Genomic DNA, 14466 nt, shown 5'->3' on the forward strand with positions numbered 1-14466 from the left:
TATAAGGGCTATCACTGAGTAAGATCATAAAGATAGCTTCAACAAGGACGATTTTATGCCGACACCAGGCGAGCAACGTTTGACAACGCTTGAGACAGAACTCCGGCGGGCGAACATTACGTACCGCGAGCTGTCATCAATGGCGGACACTGGGCTAGCCCACGACCATGTTTGGCTACACCGAAATGGCGATGATTGGGTAGCCCGGCTGCCCAAGCAAAGCCAAATGAACCTGGCGCCAGCCGACAACCTCGCCTACGAGGCCGCCTGTTACGAGCGCGCAAGCTTAGGTGGGCATGTGCCGCGCTTGCATGGCCTTTTGCCCGTGAGCGACGCCCTGCCCCGAGGCGGGTTGCTGGTCGATGCCATTGAAGGCCGGTTAGCCCAGCTCCCAGAGGACTTGCCGCGCATCGCTGAAACCTTGGCCAGCCTGCACCGGCTGGCGCTGCCGGATCAACCCGCTCCGCTTTTCGCCCCAAGTGACCCATGGCAGGCCATGCGTGAGGAAGTCAGCGACCAAGCGCAATGGTTGGAAAAAGCGGAGTTAAACGCGGAGGTGGTGGCGCGCATTCGCGCCGAACTTGATGCCCTACCTACCACACTGCCCGATGCCGAGCGTTGCTTGATCAGCTTTGACACCCACCCCGGTAACTTCTTAATCACCGAAGATGGCCGCGCGGTGCTGGTGGATTTAGAGAAGTGCCGCTACGGCCTGCCGGGCATTGATCTGGCCCACACCTCGCTCTACACCTCGACTACCTGGGACGTTAATAGTCAGGCGGTGCTCACCCTTGACGACGTGGTTGCCTTTTATCAGCGCTGGCAGGCCGCCATGGGAAAATCTCCCAGCGCGGAAACCTTAGTGGCTTGCCGCCGTGCTACCTGGCTATGGTCACTGACTTGGTGCGCCAAGTGGCGTGCCCAGCACTTGCACGCGAAGGATGCCGAACGCCGGGGCGAAGACTGGTCAGCCGAGCTCACCGATGCTGCCGTGATTGCCCACGTGCGCGACCGGGTCGAACACTATTTGTCGCCGCCTATTATTGAGCATGTTCAAAATGAACTTCAGCGTCTCAAAAATGCTCTATAACTCACTGATTTTATGAGGTGTGCGATGAAACCACGTGTTACCTTAGGGGCCACTGTTGCCACTACCCTGCTTGCCCTAACGCTGCCGGCGGCGGCTAGCCCCGAGCCAAGCGACTGGCAAGCCGTTCTGGATGAAGCCGAAGGCCAAACCGTTTACTGGAACGCTTGGGGCGGCGATACGCGTACCAACCGCTACATTGCCTGGGTTGCTGATGAAATGCGGCGCCGCTTTGAAGTCGAGGTGCGCCACGTTAAACTCGACGACACTGGAAGCGCCGTCTCGCGGGTGCTGGCAGAAAAGCAGGCAGGCAATGACGACGAAGGGAGCGTCGATCTTATCTGGATCAACGGCGAAAACTTTGCCGCCATGCGCGAGCGTGACCTTCTGTTTGGCCCCTTTGCCGACGCGTTGCCCAACTTCGCCCTGACCTACCCCGAAGACAACCCGGAAGTCGTGACTGATTTCACCCTACCCACCGAAGGCTATGAATCGCCCTGGGGCAAAGCGCAGATCACCTTCTACTACGATAGCGCCTACACCCAAGACCCGCCGCGCAGCATAGACGCGCTTCTCGGTTGGGCCGAGGAAAATCCAGGGGAGTTTACCTACCCACGCATTCCCGATTTCACCGGCAGCACTTTTCTCAAGCAAGCGCTGATTGAGTTAACCGACAAAGACGACGCACTCTATCAGCCGGTATCAGAAAGCGACTTTGACGCCGTCACCGCGCCGCTTTGGGCCTATTTAGATGAACTGCACCCGCACTTATGGCGCAGCGGGCGCAGCTTTCCCGATTCAGGCCCCGCCCTTCGCACGCTGATGAGCGATGGCGAGCTAAGCTTGGCGTTCTCCTTTTATCCCTCGGAAGCGGCCGTGGCCGTGCGCGAGTACCAATTACCCGAGAGTGTGCGCAGCTACGTGTTTGAAGGCGGCACGCTTGGCAACGTGCATTTTGTCGCCATCCCGTATAACTCGCCGCATAAAGCGGGCGCAATGACGCTGGCCAATTTCCTGCTAACACCTGAGGCCCAAGCGCAGAAGCAGTCGCTCAAGATGTGGGGGGATCGCACCGTTTTAGACGTAAACCGCTTGGACGAAAAAGCCCAGGCACGCTTTGCACAAGGCGATACGCATCCCGCCGAACTGCCCGCAGATGCGCTTTCGCAAACGCTGCCCGAGCCACACCCGAGCTGGATGACCGCGCTACAGAATGCTTGGCGTGAGCGTTACGGAACCCGTTAAACCGTGCTGAGGCTCGCTCCCTGGCTGTTAATTGCGGTATTGGTGGTGCCGGTAGGGGCAGGGCTTGCCACTCTGTTGATGCCGGCATTTGGCGTGCACCCGGGGTTAGGTGCCACCACCTTCACACTCGCGCCCTGGCAAGCGCTACTAACTTGGCCGGGGATTGCACAATCGGTGTTACTCAGCCTTTCTGCAGGGCTTATTGCTCCGCTGATTGCCCTCGCCGTTGTCATCCTTTTCCTGGCGGCGAACCAAGGCACTTGGCTAGATCGCGCCCTGCATCGTTTGGTCTCACCCTTGCTAGCGATCCCTCATGCCGCGGTAGCGTTTGGCCTTGCCTTTTTAATAGCGCCTTCGGGGCTGTTGGCACGTTTTATCTCGCCAAGTGTGACCGGCTGGGAACGCCCACCCGACTGGCTGATCGTCAACGACCCCTGGGGCGTGGCGCTTATGGCCGGTTTAGTGCTCAAAGAGGTGCCTTTTCTTCTGCTGATGAGCCTTGCCGTGCTCCCGCAGCTGTCGCCCGAACGGCGAATTGAGCTTGCCCGCTCGCTAGGTTATACCCCGTCTCTGGCATGGTTAAAAACGGTGCTGCCTGCGCTCTACCCGCTGATTCGTCTACCGGTGTATGCGGTTATCGCCTACTCAAGCTCGGTGGTGGATATGGCCATCATTCTTGGCCCTACGCGCCCCTCCACCTTGAGCGTGGCGGTGCTTTCCTGGTTCAACGACCCGGATCTCTCACGCCGCCTAATGGCCTCGGCAGGGGCACTCTTACAACTGGGCGTTACCCTTAGCGCGCTTACCCTCTGGTGGCTGGGTGAACAGCTGGTAAAGCCTCTTGGCAAGCGCTGGTTACTCAACGGCCAGCGGACGCAAGGCAGCCGCGTATGGACAGCCGCCGGACGCGTCGGCCTAACGCTCACAACTGTCACCGCGCTTTTGGCCCTGGTGGGTCTGGCGCTTTTTTCCGTCGCCGGATTTTGGCGCTTTCCCGATGCGTTCCCCAGCGGATTCACGCTGGACCACTGGCAGCGAGCCTTTTCCAGCCTCGCGCTGCCGCTCGGTAATACGTTATTGATTGGCATCGCCGCGACGCTGGTTGCGCTTCTACTCGTGGTAGCATGCCTCGAAAATGAGGTTCAGCGTCACCTTCACCCCAAACATGCCCTCTGGCTTTTGTACCTGCCACTGCTTGTGCCGCAGGTCGCTTTTCTGTTTGGCGTAGTGGTCGCCGCCGAAAGCCTGGGTATTCGCCCACAGCGCTCCCTCGTCGTCGCGGCGCATCTGCTTTTTGTCGTGCCTTACCTTTATCTGTCTCTGGCAGAAGCCTATCGACGCCTTGACCCACACTGGATGCAGGTGGCGCATTCGTTGGGCGCCTCTAAGTGGCGCGCTTTCTGGCAGGTGCGCGTACCACTTTTGTTAGCACCTCTACTCACGGCCTGCGCCATCGGGCTTTCGGTAAGCATTAGCCAGTACCTTCCCACGCTTCTGCTCGGCGCTGGACGCGTGCCGACGATCACCACCGAGGCGGTGGCGCTGGCGAGCGGAGGGAATCGCCGACTGATCGGGGTGTGGGCGCTACTTCAAGCCCTGCTGCCATTTATCGGTTTTGCCTTAGCTCTGCTCATACCGCGGCTGCTCTGGGCGAAACGCAACCCTCGACGAGGCGTCTCATGAGCGTTTTTCCTCTTGAGCAAGCACATTGGCCCCCTGGCACGCCGCTCAGCATCATTATCCCCGTGCTTAACGAGGCCGAAGCGCTGCCGGCAATACTTGCCGCCCTTCAGCCCTTGCGCGCACAAGGCGCGGAAGTGATCGTGGTGGATGGTGGAAGTCACGATGACACACCAACACTGGCGGAACCGTTGGCGGATCACGTACTCACAAGCGCTCCAGGCCGCGCGCGGCAGATGAACGCCGGCGCTACGCGTGCCCGCGCCGAGGCACTGCTGTTTCTCCATGCCGATACGCGCTTGCCACCCGACGCGCTTGGTTTAATAACACAAGCGCTAGTACGGCGCTCATGGGGGCGGTTTGATATTCACCTAGACGGCAAAAGCCGCTGGCTGGTGCTGATTAGCGCAATGATCAACCTGCGCTCGCGCCTTTCCGGTATCGCCACCGGCGATCAGGCCCTGTTTATGCGCCGCGACGCCTTCGACGCCGTCGGCGGACTCCCCGAACAGCCGTTGATGGAAGACATTGAAATCACGAAACGGCTCAAGCGCCTTGCTCGCCCCGCCTGCCTGCGCGCCAAAGTGGTCAGTTCCGGCAGGCGCTGGGATCAACGCGGCGCCTGGCGCACTATTTTGCTCATGTGGCGGCTGCGCTACCGCTACTGGCGCGGCGTAAATACTGAAGAGCTCGCGAAGGCGTATCGCCATGTGCGCTAAGCGTTTTATCACTCGCCTCCCGGTCACGCTGCACGTGCTTGCCAAAGCCCCGCTACCCGGCCAAGCCAAAACCCGCTTGATGCCGCTGTTGGGCCAGCAAGGCGCGGCCGATGCCCACGCCGAACTGGTGCGCTTTAGCGTGGCGAATGCGTGCCGCGCCTTTGCGCCAAAACGCGTGACGCTTTGGACCGCGCTGGAGCACCAGCACCCGCTCTTTACCGCGCTGGCTAGGCAGTATGGCGTTACGCTAACGCCTCAAGTGAGCGGTGATTTGGGCGCGCGAATGCGCCACGCGCTTAACGCCGACCCTGGCCCCTCCATGGTGATAGGCAGCGACTGCCCCAGTATCACGCCTAGCTTACTGCGCCTTTGCGCCGCACAATTAGCCGACCATCAGGTGGTGATACTCCCTGCCGAGGATGGCGGGTATGGGTTGATCGGCACCCAAGAGGACACCCCTTCTCTGTTTCACGATATGCCCTGGGGAAGCGAGCGCGTGCTCGCCAAGACTCGCGACCGCCTCGCGGCGTGCGGGCTAACCGCCGCTTTCCCCGCCACCGTTTGGGACGTTGACCGCCCCGAGGATTGGCAACGCTGGCTGCAGTTTCGCCGTAAGCCAACGTAAGGAATTGACGCTATGACGCACTGACTGTCTCTAATAACTGTTTCCAATGTCTGTTTCCACTGACGGTCTCTACTGACGGTCATCACTGACTCTCACCCGCCTTAACACCGGAGCCTTACGTGAACCGAAAACGCGTCTATTTAATTGTCCTTTTGGCCGCCGTGGTGACGCTTTTTTACCTCAGCGGTGCGCCGGCGTACTTTACGCTTGAAACCGTGCAAGCGTATCGCAGCGATTTCCAAGCGCTGTTTGAGCAATCGCCGTGGCAAGTCGCGGGGATTTTCTTCGCCGCGTATGTCGTCATCACCGCGCTGTCGTTGCCGGGCGCCACCTTGATGACCCTGCTGGGTGGGGCGCTGTTTGGCCTTGGCTGGGGGCTTTTGATTATCTCGTTTGCCAGCACGATCGGGGCGACCCTAGCGTTTGTGATCTCGCGCTTTCTGTTTCGCAAGCCGATTGAAAAACGCTTCCCGCGCCAGTTTGAACGGATCAATCGCGGGGTTGAGCGCGACGGTGCCCTTTACCTTTTCACCCTGCGCCTGGTGCCGATTTTCCCCTTTTTCATGATCAATCTGGTGATGGGGCTCACCCGAATAAAAACCGTGACGTTTTATTGGGTCAGCCAGGCGGCGATGCTACCCGGCACCGCCGTCTACGTGAATGCTGGCGGTCAGCTCGGCGACTTAGAAAGTTTAGGCGGTATCCTCTCGCCGTCACTGCTTGCCTCGTTTGCCCTGCTCGCGGTATTTCCTTGGATTGCCCAACGCCTCGTGCTGCTGGTACAAAAGCGCAAGGCGTATCAAGCCTTTAAACGCCCGACCACATTTGATTATGACATCCTGGTCATTGGCGGCGGCTCCGCTGGGCTGGTGACGAGCTATATCGCCAGCGCCGTCAACGCCAAGGTGGCATTAGTCGAAAAGCACAAGATGGGCGGCGACTGCTTGAACACCGGGTGTGTGCCGTCGAAAGCGCTGATTCGCGCCGCCCGCGCCGCCCACGAGATTCGCACCGCGTCACGCTTCGGCGTGACATCAAGCGAGCCCGAGATCGACTTTGCCAAGATCATGGGGCATGTCCATCAGGCGATTCGCGATATCGAACCCCATGACAGCGTCGAGCGCTACACAAGCTTGGGCGTAGACGTTTACCAAGAACACGCCACCCTGACTTCCCCATGGGAAGTTCACCTTGGCGAACAAACGCTCACCGCGCGCCATATCGTCATTGCCACCGGCGCCCGGCCACGGATCCCCTCGCTTCCCGGTATTGAAAACGCACCGGTACTCACCTCGGAAACTCTCTGGTCACTCACCGAGCAGCCCAAACGCTTAGTGGTACTCGGCGGCGGGGCGATTGGCTGCGAGCTTAGCCAGAGTTTTGCCCGCCTCGGCACGAGCGTGACCTTGGTAGAAGGGACGCCCCAGCTGATGGGACGCGAAGATACTGACGTCGGCGAACACGTCGAAGCGATGCTGACGCGCGAAGGTGTCACGGTGATGACCAACACCCAGGCGCTGGAAATCGCCCTCACCGAGTCCGGGTATCAACTCGCCGTAGAGAACGGCGGCGAGCATATCCAACTGCCTTTTGACCAGCTGCTGGTGAGCGTCGGCCGCCAAGCAAACGTAGAAGGCCTGGGGCTCGAAGCGCTAGGAATCACCACCAGCGAGGCAGGCACGCTGGAGCTTAACGAACGCCTGCAAACGCGTTTGCCCAATATTTGGGCCTGCGGCGATGTCGCCGGACCTTATCAGCTCACCCACGCCGCTGCCCACCAAGCCTGGCACGCCGCGGTCAATGCGCTATTTGGCGAGCTGAAAAGCTTTGCCGTGGATTACCGTTTTATGCCCGCCGTGACCTACACCCAGCCCGAAGTCGCGCGCGTGGGGTTGAACGAAAAAGAGGCCAAGGCCAAAGGTGTCGATTTTGAACTCACCCATTACGCCATGGAAGACAGCGACCGCGCCATTGCCGAAGGCGCGACGAAAGGCTTTATCAAAGTACTCACCGTGCCAGGGCGCGACAAAATACTCGGCGCCACCATCGTGGCGGAGAACGCCGGCGAGTGGCTCACTGAGTTCACCTTGGCAATGAAGCACGGTCTGGGTCTGAACAAACTACTCGGCACCATTCATCCCTACCCCACCCTCGGCGAAGCCGCCAAGGCAACGGCGGGTGTTTGGAAGAACAACCACAAACCCGAGCGGGTGTTGGCGATGCTCAAACGCTACTTCGCTTGGCGGCGAGGCGAAGACAAAGTCAAAGACAAAGAGAAAAACTCATGAAGCGTTTACTACTGATAGGCGCCGGGCACGCGCATGCTTTCGTCCTTGAAGCCTTGGCGAATAAGCCGGAGCCGTTCATCGAAATCACCGTGGTGAGCGACAGCCGCTATGCGGCGTACTCGGGCAGCGTTCCGGCCTGGCTTGCCGGTGAGTGTTCACTGCGCGAAACACAAATCGATATAGAAGCACTTTGTCAGCGCGTGGGGGCCAATTTGATTATCTCAACGGCGACATCGTTACGCGTGGTCGACCGTGAGGTAACGCTCGCTAACGGCGAGCAGCTTACGTTCGATGTTGCCTCACTGAATATCGGCTCGACGCTCGCGCTACCTCAGCAAAAGAGTGAAAAAGCCCCTTACCTACTCGCCATGCGTCCCTTAAGCTCGCTTCATGAGCGCTGGCAGGCGCTACAAGACAGAGTGGCGCGCCTTCCAAGCGGGGGAGAACAGCGCGTGGTCAGCGTGGGCAGTGGTGCCGCGAGTTGCGAAACCCTGATGAGTGTTTTAGCGCAGTTACGCCAAAAACGACCGGATATTACTTGGCGCGGGGAGTTATTAAGCGCTAGTGACGCCGTTCTGCCCGAGGCGGGATGGCTGCCGCGCTGGCTTATCCAGCGTGCGCTACGGCGTGCGGGCGTCACGGTGCACTACGGTACGCGAGGGGAATCGCTGGTTGAGGGAGGCGTGCTCGATAGCGCGGGGCATCGCGTTCCGGCAGATATCGTGCTGTGGGCGACAGGCGCGATGGGGCATGGCTGGCTTGCCGAAACCACATTGCCGCTCGATACCAACGGGTTTGTTGAGGTAGGCAAAACACTGGAAGTGAAAGGCGTGCCCGGCATCTTTGCCGCGGGTGACTGCGCGGCGTTCACCCCTGCCCTACCAAACGCCGGGGTTTACGCGGTGCGCATGGGGCCGCATCTGGCCGATAACCTGCGCGCTGCCTGCCAGTGCCAACCGCTGGATGAATGGCAGCCACCCAAACGGGTGCTTGCGCTGATTGGCACGGGCGATGGCCATGCCATTGCCAGCCACGGGGCGGTGGGGTTTGCTGGAAAATGGGTCTGGCGATGGAAAAAGCGGATTGATGCGCGCTTTATTGCCCGCTTCAATCCGCCTTTTTCACGATAAATCGATTGGTTTGCCGATAAACCGATTAGTTGGCTTGGCGCCAACCACCCAGCACACGGCTATCCGGGCCGAAGAACACCAAACGGTCATGGTCGATGAGATAGCGGTAGGCATTCTCCAGCATACCCGTGACGCGTTGAACGCTTTCTTGCTCCGGGCACGCCATGCGCGTCGAGGCAAGCTCGCTGAATGCGATGCGCTGGTTGTCGCCTAGCTGAACGCGACCCGTAAACCGATTACAGCCATCGTGGCCGCTAACGTCTCCGTCTTCCGTGATACGAAAAAACGGTGTCTCAGGTAACGAGAGGCGCTCATCGGTACCCACGAGCAGCAAATTCCAGCGCTCTTCGACCACCGGGCCATAAAGCTTAGTGTCACCCGGCGATGGTGTTGTTGCTGATGTATCCTTCGGTGCGCTACTGCAAGCGTTAAGCATGACGGCCAAGCCTAAAAGGCTTAGCCATTGAATGCTCATTCTTTTAGCGCCGCCGGCGGCTATCGCGTTGTTCACTTACCAGCTTCCTGTGTTTTTCATCGACGCCCAAGGCTCCTTGGGCGGCAGCGCGTCGCCTTTTTGCAAAAGCTCAACGGAAATGCCGTCGGGGGATTTCACAAACGCCATGTGGCCATCGTGGGGTGGGCGATTAATCGTGACGCCATCGTCTTGAAGCGTCTGGCATAGCGCGTAAATATCCTCTACCCGATACGCCAAGTGGCCAAAGTTACGCCCGCCGCTGTACTCTTCCGGGTCCCAGTTGTAGGTCAGCTCGAGTTCTGGCGCTTGGAGTTCCGTTGAGCGCGCTTCATCTTCCGGCGCAGCGAGAAAAACAAGCGTAAAACGCCCTTTCTCACTCTCTTTGCGACGCACCTCTTTAAGGCCTAAGAGATCACAATAGAAATGTAGCGAGGCATCAATATCACTGATGCGCACCATCGTATGGAGATACTGCATATCCGACTCCTGTCGCCATGAGTGAAAATTACTGTGTGTACTCGCGGAAAATTTCCGGCGTGCGGTTATCACGGGTAAACGTTAGCACCGCATAGTCATCCACACGGCCTGTTTCCATGCCCGGTGAACCGTGTGGCATCCCTGGCACCGCCAAGCCCGCCACATCCGGGCGCTCATCTAAAAGTGCTTTGATATCGTTTGCGGGCACATGGCCTTCGATAACGTAGCCATCGATGATGGCGGTATGGCAGGAAGCCAGCTTAGGCGTAACACCGTGTTCGATTTTGACCTGGCGCACGTCACCATCGCGATGGTGATTCACCTCGAAGCCGTTATCTTCAAGGTGCGCAACCCAAGCACCGCAACAGCCGCAGTTTGGATCGCTGTGCACCTCAATGGCAGGCGCGGCAGCCGCAAAAGGGGCTGCAACCAAAAGCGACAAACCCACTACACGCTGACCGAGGTGCTTTTTACTTATACAACATCGTAACATTTGGGTACCCTCTTAATCGGACGGGTATAGCAACTGGCGTTACTGATATCTTAGCTGTCTTTATCGATAGGAGAAAGCCGTGGACTCTATCACGCAAGCGGCGCTGGGCGCGGCCATTGGCGGTACCGTACTCGGACGTCGCCTGGGGCGTAAGGCGGTTCTGCTCGGCGCCGTAGTCGGCACCCTGCCCGACTTGGATGTCGTGCTTGACTACGGCGATGCCATCGCCAATGTCACGCAGCACCGCGGCTTTAGCCACTCGTTATTTGTCCTCACGGGGCTGGGTGTGCTGCTCGCGTGGCTTTGTGCTCGCTTTGCGCCCGCACGCGATATTTCCCTGCGACGGTGGCTGACATTTTTTCTGCTGATACTACTGACGCACCCGCTGCTTGATGCGCTTACAACTTACGGCACTCAGCTTTTCTGGCCACTGAAGACGCCTCCCGTTGCCTGGCCGATTGTCTTTATTATCGACCCGATCTACTCGTTGGTTTTGTTAGTCGCACTAGGGGTGGCAATGTTTACCGGGAAGATTAAACGTCGCTGCGCGTGGGGGCTCGCGCTTTCTTGTGCCTATCTAATGTTTGCGATGGGCGCCAAAGGTGTCGTCATCCAGCGTCTTGAACCCGTACTGGCCACACAAGGCATCGAAGAGGCGCCGCGACTGATACAACCTGCTCCGTTCACCACATTACTCTGGCGCGCGACTATTATTGATGGCGACACGCAATATGAGAGCTTGATCGGCTTGTTAGATCACAAGCCGCCGGTACTTGAGCCGTTCACCCGCCAAATCGACCTTGCCGGAAGTGCCGTTAACGACCGCCACATACAGCGGCTACGCTGGTTTGCCGGGCCGTTTTTACGCTATGACCTTCAGCGTGAAGACGAGATGCAAACGTTGCTCGTCACCGATGTACGCCTCGGCTTCCCAGGTTTTTACCCTTTCACGTATGCTATCGCCAACCGCCTCGACGAACACGCCACTTGGCGCCCCCTGGAAATATCAACACAGCTAGCGAGCGAGCGCGGCGTTGATCAAACCACGCTCAAGCGCTTATGGACACGTGCTAAGGGCGACAGCGGTGCGCTTTGCGCCGCCGCCCTTGTGGAACCTCGCTGGCGCTTAGCGCCAGCCGCTTGCTAAACGACAATCATGGCGCAATACCCTGGCCACAGCCGCTATACTGCTGGCCATCAATGGAAAGCGTGACCCGCGCTGGGTAAGGGTGCCCGCTCATATCGTCGAAGCAGGCGCCAGCTTCGATCCTCACACGGAAGAATCGTCCGGCGTTGGCGTTTTCGAGCACGACGCGGCCGGCGTCATTATCCATGACGCTCACCATATACGGCAGCGTTTGGGTTTTCTCGCCATAATCGGTGGTGAGTGTCAGCGTTGGCGCACTGCTGGAAAGCGCCACTGACCAACCGGGCTCATTACCACGCCCTAGGAACATGACACCTGGGTGCGTTTCACGGGTCAACGTGTCGCGTGTGATGGCTCGCTCGCACTGCAACTGTCCACGCGGCGTCTCGACCTGCGCTTTGTCGCCGCGGTTCCAAAAACTGATCTCGCCATCTTGATAACGCGCACCGCTTGCCACGACCGCTTGGGGCAATTGCCATGCGCCATGCAGCGACCACAGGCGCAGTGTCTCGTCATTGAAAGCGGTCACCAAATGTTGGCTCGCCGGCTCACAACGCCACGCCTCAAATTTATCGGCACCGCCGGCAAAGAGCGCCGAAGGCAGTAATGGGGCGGTTGCTTTACCTCCAGACGCGCGTTGATCCGACGGCTCTATTGGCGCTGATGTCGCGGCACATCCACTCACCAGCAGGGTGAAAAGACTTAGGGCAAATATGTTTAGGGTTGGTAAGTGACGCATAGCACGCTCCCTGTTTTTTCTATGAACGAACAAATAGGCTATCGGCGCTTAAACGCTTGCAAATCCTGTGGGTCAAACTGCTCTACCGTTTCAGGTAATTCCAGCGCTTCACGCTTAAGTTTGACTTCCATCTTCTCGGCCAACCGCTCGGCGTCGTCATCGGTCGTACGCCCGTTAAGCTCGGCTAATTGGGTCATGCCCTGATGGTAGAACGTCAGGATATCCAGCGCGACGCGATTGTCTTCCTCCACGGCTTTGCGCAGCGTTGGCAGGTAGCCGCTAATTTGCGAAAGGTGATGCTTAAGCTGCCAGACGTAACGTACCTCGTTCATCCACGGGCGATCTTTTAGCACAGCAAAAAGCGCGCTGGTGGCCAAAAGCCCAAGAAATACGCCCAAGGCATTGAGCCAAATACTACTACCCAGCGCCGAGGTCAGCAGCAGGGCAAATAACATTCCAAACACAATCAGTTGCCCCGCCATGGCAAAGCTGATCATGCGCGCCTTGCGGCGATATACTTCAGGTTCGTGCTGCTCTAACTGAAACGCTGCCATGGCCAACCTCTTGTCGTGGCGATTTAACTCTCTTATTGAACAATCTTTTTAATGATTTCTTTAATGATTTTCTTAGCGAGAGGGTTGGCTTCTATGATACGTGGCCGGCCACCACGCACAAGCATTGATACAATCCGTTAAGCTAAGCGTTCGGCAGCGGTTTTTATCAAATGCTCGGTCGAGACCCAGCCAATACAGGCATCGGTGACCGAGACACCGTAGCGCAGTGCGCCAGGGTTTAGCCGCTGCTTGCCTTCGTGCAAGTAGCTTTCAAGCATTAGCGCCACAAGATTATTCTCGCCTGACTGGCGCTGAGCCAGCACGTCTAGCATCACTTCACTCTGGCGACGGTGATCTTTGCGCGCATTGGCATGACTACAGTCCACCATTAGGCGAGGGTTTTGCCCAATGTCACGCAGCGCTTTTGTTGCCGCACGCACATGGCTTGCTTGGTAGTTGGGCTCACCGTGACCGCCGCGCAGCACAAGGTGGGTGTTGGGGTTGCCGGCACTTTGCTGCATTACCGGGCGCCCGTCGGCATCTAACGCAAAGCGCTGATGCGGATGCGCTGCCGCTTGCATGGCATCAATCGCCACTTGCACATCCCCACTGGTGGCATTTTTAAACCCCACCGCCGCGCGTAAATCGCTGGCCAGCTCGCGGTGAAGCTGCGACTCGGTAGTGCGCGCGCCTATCGCTACCCAGCTCAGCAGATCCTCCAAGTAAGGCGCCAGCATCGGCTGCAAAATCTCGGTGGCCACTGGAAGGCCAAGCCGAGCGACACGACCCATTAGCTCACGAGAAAGCGCAAGCCCTTTGGTCATATCGCCGCTACCGTTTAGGTCCGGGTCGTAAGCCAGCCCTTTCCAACCGACCGTAGTGCGCGGTTTTTCCACGTAAACCCGCATCACCGGCACAATTTGCTCACTGACTTCATCGCTCAGCGCCACCAAGCGCTCGGCGTATTCCAGGGCAGCGCGCGGATCATCGATGGAACACGGTCCTACCACGACAAGCAGACGATCATCCTCACCGCGCAGAATACGGTGGATCGTCTCTTGGTGTTCGGCAATGTTTGATGTGAGTGCGGCATCCAGCGGATGCGTGGCGCGTAGCTCGGCAGGTGTTGGGAGCGACACGGTAGAGGCATCGCTCATCGACGAACCGGTTGTCTGGCAGGCCGCATCACGTGTTATCGCGGTACCAAGCGTTTTAGCAGGGGCATTCATGAATTAACTCTCCGTGTTGGTGGACAGGTGTTGGTGGACCAGTGTAGAGGGCATCGTACGTATGGTTCACCACTCCGCTTTATCAGGTTCATCAAGACAGATGACAAAAACGCGAAAGCCCCGGCTGGGGTTACCAACCGGGGCTTTCTTTGCGGCAGGCAACCCGTGGGGTGTGCCTGTTGGCGCGACGTTAAACGTCGGCCACGGGCACACCTTGGCTAAACCAATAGCCAAAATAGACGCCAGCTTTTGCTGGGGCGATTACGACATTGCGTGTAAGCGAAGTCATGTTCATCGTCTATTTCCGTTGGTTAAGCGGGGGCTCTATGTGCCGCGTTTTACGAATATGTCTTCTGTCGTGCATCAATGGTTTGATCGTGCCTGGTTTACGCGACATTGACAAGTGCCTGTTAGGCGACTTTGGTTACCAGCGTCATCGAGGCAAACCATTAGCCGTTAAAAAACTGGAACCAACCAATAGTGGCGGGAAGCGCGCTCATACTAACGAGCACGATCAATCCCATTACGATGGAAATAAATCCCGAGGTATCTTTAAAGTTTTCATCATGGGCCATGAT

At 58.2% G+C, this 14466-nt stretch carries 16 protein-coding genes; 9 read left to right on the plus strand and 7 right to left on the minus strand.

Annotated features, from left to right (window positions below; all coding sequences use genetic code 11):
• Positions 1 to 55: 55 nt before the first annotated feature.
• The 7 genes from QC823_RS01745 (at position 56) to QC823_RS01775 (ending at position 8774) form a co-directional block, all read left to right on the plus strand.
• The gene (locus QC823_RS01745) at positions 56 to 1090 is read left to right on the plus strand and encodes a phosphotransferase family protein (protein ID WP_309654645.1); all 1035 of its coding nucleotides are present in this window, start codon (positions 56 to 58) and stop codon (positions 1088 to 1090) included.
• Positions 1091 to 1114: 24 nt separating this feature from the next.
• Complete coding sequence (locus QC823_RS01750; protein ID WP_309654646.1) at positions 1115 to 2332, plus strand: ABC transporter substrate-binding protein; 1218 nt, start codon at positions 1115 to 1117, stop codon at positions 2330 to 2332.
• 3 nt (positions 2333 to 2335) lie between these two features.
• On the plus strand, positions 2336 to 4015 hold the full coding sequence (locus QC823_RS01755; protein ID WP_309654647.1) for an ABC transporter permease: 1680 nt from the start codon (positions 2336 to 2338) through the stop codon (positions 4013 to 4015).
• Positions 4012 to 4731, plus strand: a complete 720-nt coding sequence (locus QC823_RS01760; protein WP_309654648.1) for a TIGR04283 family arsenosugar biosynthesis glycosyltransferase — start codon at positions 4012 to 4014, stop codon at positions 4729 to 4731. The genes QC823_RS01755 and QC823_RS01760 overlap by 4 nt, the downstream gene beginning before the upstream one ends.
• A complete protein-coding gene (locus QC823_RS01765) occupies positions 4721 to 5356 on the plus strand; it encodes a TIGR04282 family arsenosugar biosynthesis glycosyltransferase (RefSeq protein ID WP_309654649.1) in 636 nt (211 codons plus the stop codon). Before QC823_RS01760 ends, QC823_RS01765 begins: the two co-directional genes overlap by 11 nt.
• A gap of 119 nt (positions 5357 to 5475) precedes the next feature.
• The gene (locus tag QC823_RS01770) at positions 5476 to 7644 is read left to right on the plus strand and encodes an FAD-dependent oxidoreductase (protein WP_309654650.1); all 2169 of its coding nucleotides are present in this window, start codon (positions 5476 to 5478) and stop codon (positions 7642 to 7644) included.
• Positions 7641 to 8774 (plus strand): FAD-dependent oxidoreductase, encoded by a 1134-nt coding sequence (locus QC823_RS01775; protein ID WP_309654651.1) that lies wholly within the window; start codon positions 7641 to 7643, stop codon positions 8772 to 8774. Before QC823_RS01770 ends, QC823_RS01775 begins: the two co-directional genes overlap by 4 nt.
• Before the next feature lie 25 nt (positions 8775 to 8799).
• On the opposite strand, the gene QC823_RS01780 is transcribed toward QC823_RS01775, so the two are convergent.
• The 3 genes from QC823_RS01780 to QC823_RS01790 are packed head-to-tail and all read right to left on the minus strand — an operon-like array spanning position 8800 to position 10174.
• Positions 8800 to 9249, minus strand: coding sequence for an META domain-containing protein (locus QC823_RS01780; protein ID WP_309654738.1), 450 nt, complete (start codon positions 9247 to 9249; stop codon positions 8800 to 8802).
• Positions 9250 to 9285: 36 nt separating this feature from the next.
• On the minus strand, positions 9286 to 9726 hold the full coding sequence (locus tag QC823_RS01785; RefSeq protein ID WP_309654652.1) for a VOC family protein: 441 nt from the start codon (positions 9724 to 9726) through the stop codon (positions 9286 to 9288).
• Between the two features lie 28 nt (positions 9727 to 9754).
• On the minus strand, positions 9755 to 10174 hold the full coding sequence (locus QC823_RS01790) for a DUF411 domain-containing protein (protein WP_309654739.1): 420 nt from the start codon (positions 10172 to 10174) through the stop codon (positions 9755 to 9757).
• A 124-nt stretch (positions 10175 to 10298) separates the two neighbouring features.
• Between QC823_RS01790 and QC823_RS01795 the strand changes: the two genes are divergently transcribed.
• On the plus strand, positions 10299 to 11366 hold the full coding sequence (locus QC823_RS01795; RefSeq protein ID WP_309654653.1) for a metal-dependent hydrolase: 1068 nt from the start codon (positions 10299 to 10301) through the stop codon (positions 11364 to 11366).
• A 7-nt stretch (positions 11367 to 11373) separates the two neighbouring features.
• Here the strand turns inward: QC823_RS01795 and QC823_RS01800 are convergent, their stop codons facing one another.
• The 3 genes from QC823_RS01800 to QC823_RS01810 all read right to left on the minus strand — a co-directional run bounded on the left by QC823_RS01800 (position 11374) and on the right by QC823_RS01810 (position 13888).
• On the minus strand, positions 11374 to 12105 hold the full coding sequence (locus QC823_RS01800; RefSeq protein ID WP_309654654.1) for an MliC family protein: 732 nt from the start codon (positions 12103 to 12105) through the stop codon (positions 11374 to 11376).
• A 38-nt stretch (positions 12106 to 12143) separates the two neighbouring features.
• Complete coding sequence (locus QC823_RS01805) at positions 12144 to 12659, minus strand: DUF3087 family protein (RefSeq protein WP_309654655.1); 516 nt, start codon at positions 12657 to 12659, stop codon at positions 12144 to 12146.
• Positions 12660 to 12796: 137 nt separating this feature from the next.
• Positions 12797 to 13888 carry a 3-deoxy-7-phosphoheptulonate synthase gene (locus QC823_RS01810; protein ID WP_422823552.1) on the minus strand — a complete coding sequence of 364 codons (1092 nt, stop codon included), beginning with the start codon at positions 13886 to 13888 and terminating at the stop codon, positions 12797 to 12799.
• A 100-nt stretch (positions 13889 to 13988) separates the two neighbouring features.
• On the opposite strand from QC823_RS01810, the gene QC823_RS01815 reads away from it, so the two are divergent.
• Positions 13989 to 14288, plus strand: a complete 300-nt coding sequence (locus QC823_RS01815; RefSeq protein ID WP_309654656.1) for a hypothetical protein — start codon at positions 13989 to 13991, stop codon at positions 14286 to 14288.
• Positions 14289 to 14337: 49 nt separating this feature from the next.
• On the opposite strand, the gene QC823_RS01820 is transcribed toward QC823_RS01815, so the two are convergent.
• Complete coding sequence (locus QC823_RS01820; RefSeq protein WP_309654657.1) at positions 14338 to 14463, minus strand: hypothetical protein; 126 nt, start codon at positions 14461 to 14463, stop codon at positions 14338 to 14340.
• Positions 14464 to 14466: the final 3 nt, after the last annotated feature.

The organism is Vreelandella vilamensis (genome assembly GCF_031451755.1).
GTDB classification, from domain to species: Bacteria; Pseudomonadota; Gammaproteobacteria; order Pseudomonadales; family Halomonadaceae; genus Vreelandella; species Vreelandella vilamensis.

Bases quoted from the DNA above. Each gene is read 5' to 3' on its own strand.
- QC823_RS01745 (WP_309654645.1), top strand. From the start codon at position 56: ATGCCGACACCAGGCGAGCAACGTTTGACAACGCTTGAGACAGAACTC.
- QC823_RS01750 (WP_309654646.1), top strand. From the start codon at position 1,115: ATGAAACCACGTGTTACCTTAGGGGCCACTGTTGCCACTACCCTGCTT.
- QC823_RS01760 (WP_309654648.1), top strand. From the start codon at position 4,012: ATGAGCGTTTTTCCTCTTGAGCAAGCACATTGGCCCCCTGGCACGCCG.
- QC823_RS01765 (WP_309654649.1), top strand. From the start codon at position 4,721: ATGTGCGCTAAGCGTTTTATCACTCGCCTCCCGGTCACGCTGCACGTG.
- QC823_RS01775 (WP_309654651.1), top strand. From the start codon at position 7,641: ATGAAGCGTTTACTACTGATAGGCGCCGGGCACGCGCATGCTTTCGTC.
- QC823_RS01780 (WP_309654738.1), bottom strand. From the start codon at position 9,249: ATGAGCATTCAATGGCTAAGCCTTTTAGGCTTGGCCGTCATGCTTAAC.
- QC823_RS01785 (WP_309654652.1), bottom strand. From the start codon at position 9,726: ATGCAGTATCTCCATACGATGGTGCGCATCAGTGATATTGATGCCTCG.
- QC823_RS01800 (WP_309654654.1), bottom strand. From the start codon at position 12,105: ATGCGTCACTTACCAACCCTAAACATATTTGCCCTAAGTCTTTTCACC.
- QC823_RS01805 (WP_309654655.1), bottom strand. From the start codon at position 12,659: ATGGCAGCGTTTCAGTTAGAGCAGCACGAACCTGAAGTATATCGCCGC.
- QC823_RS01810 (WP_422823552.1), bottom strand. From the start codon at position 13,888: ATGAATGCCCCTGCTAAAACGCTTGGTACCGCGATAACACGTGATGCG.
- QC823_RS01815 (WP_309654656.1), top strand. From the start codon at position 13,989: ATGACAAAAACGCGAAAGCCCCGGCTGGGGTTACCAACCGGGGCTTTC.
- QC823_RS01820 (WP_309654657.1), bottom strand. From the start codon at position 14,463: ATGGCCCATGATGAAAACTTTAAAGATACCTCGGGATTTATTTCCATC.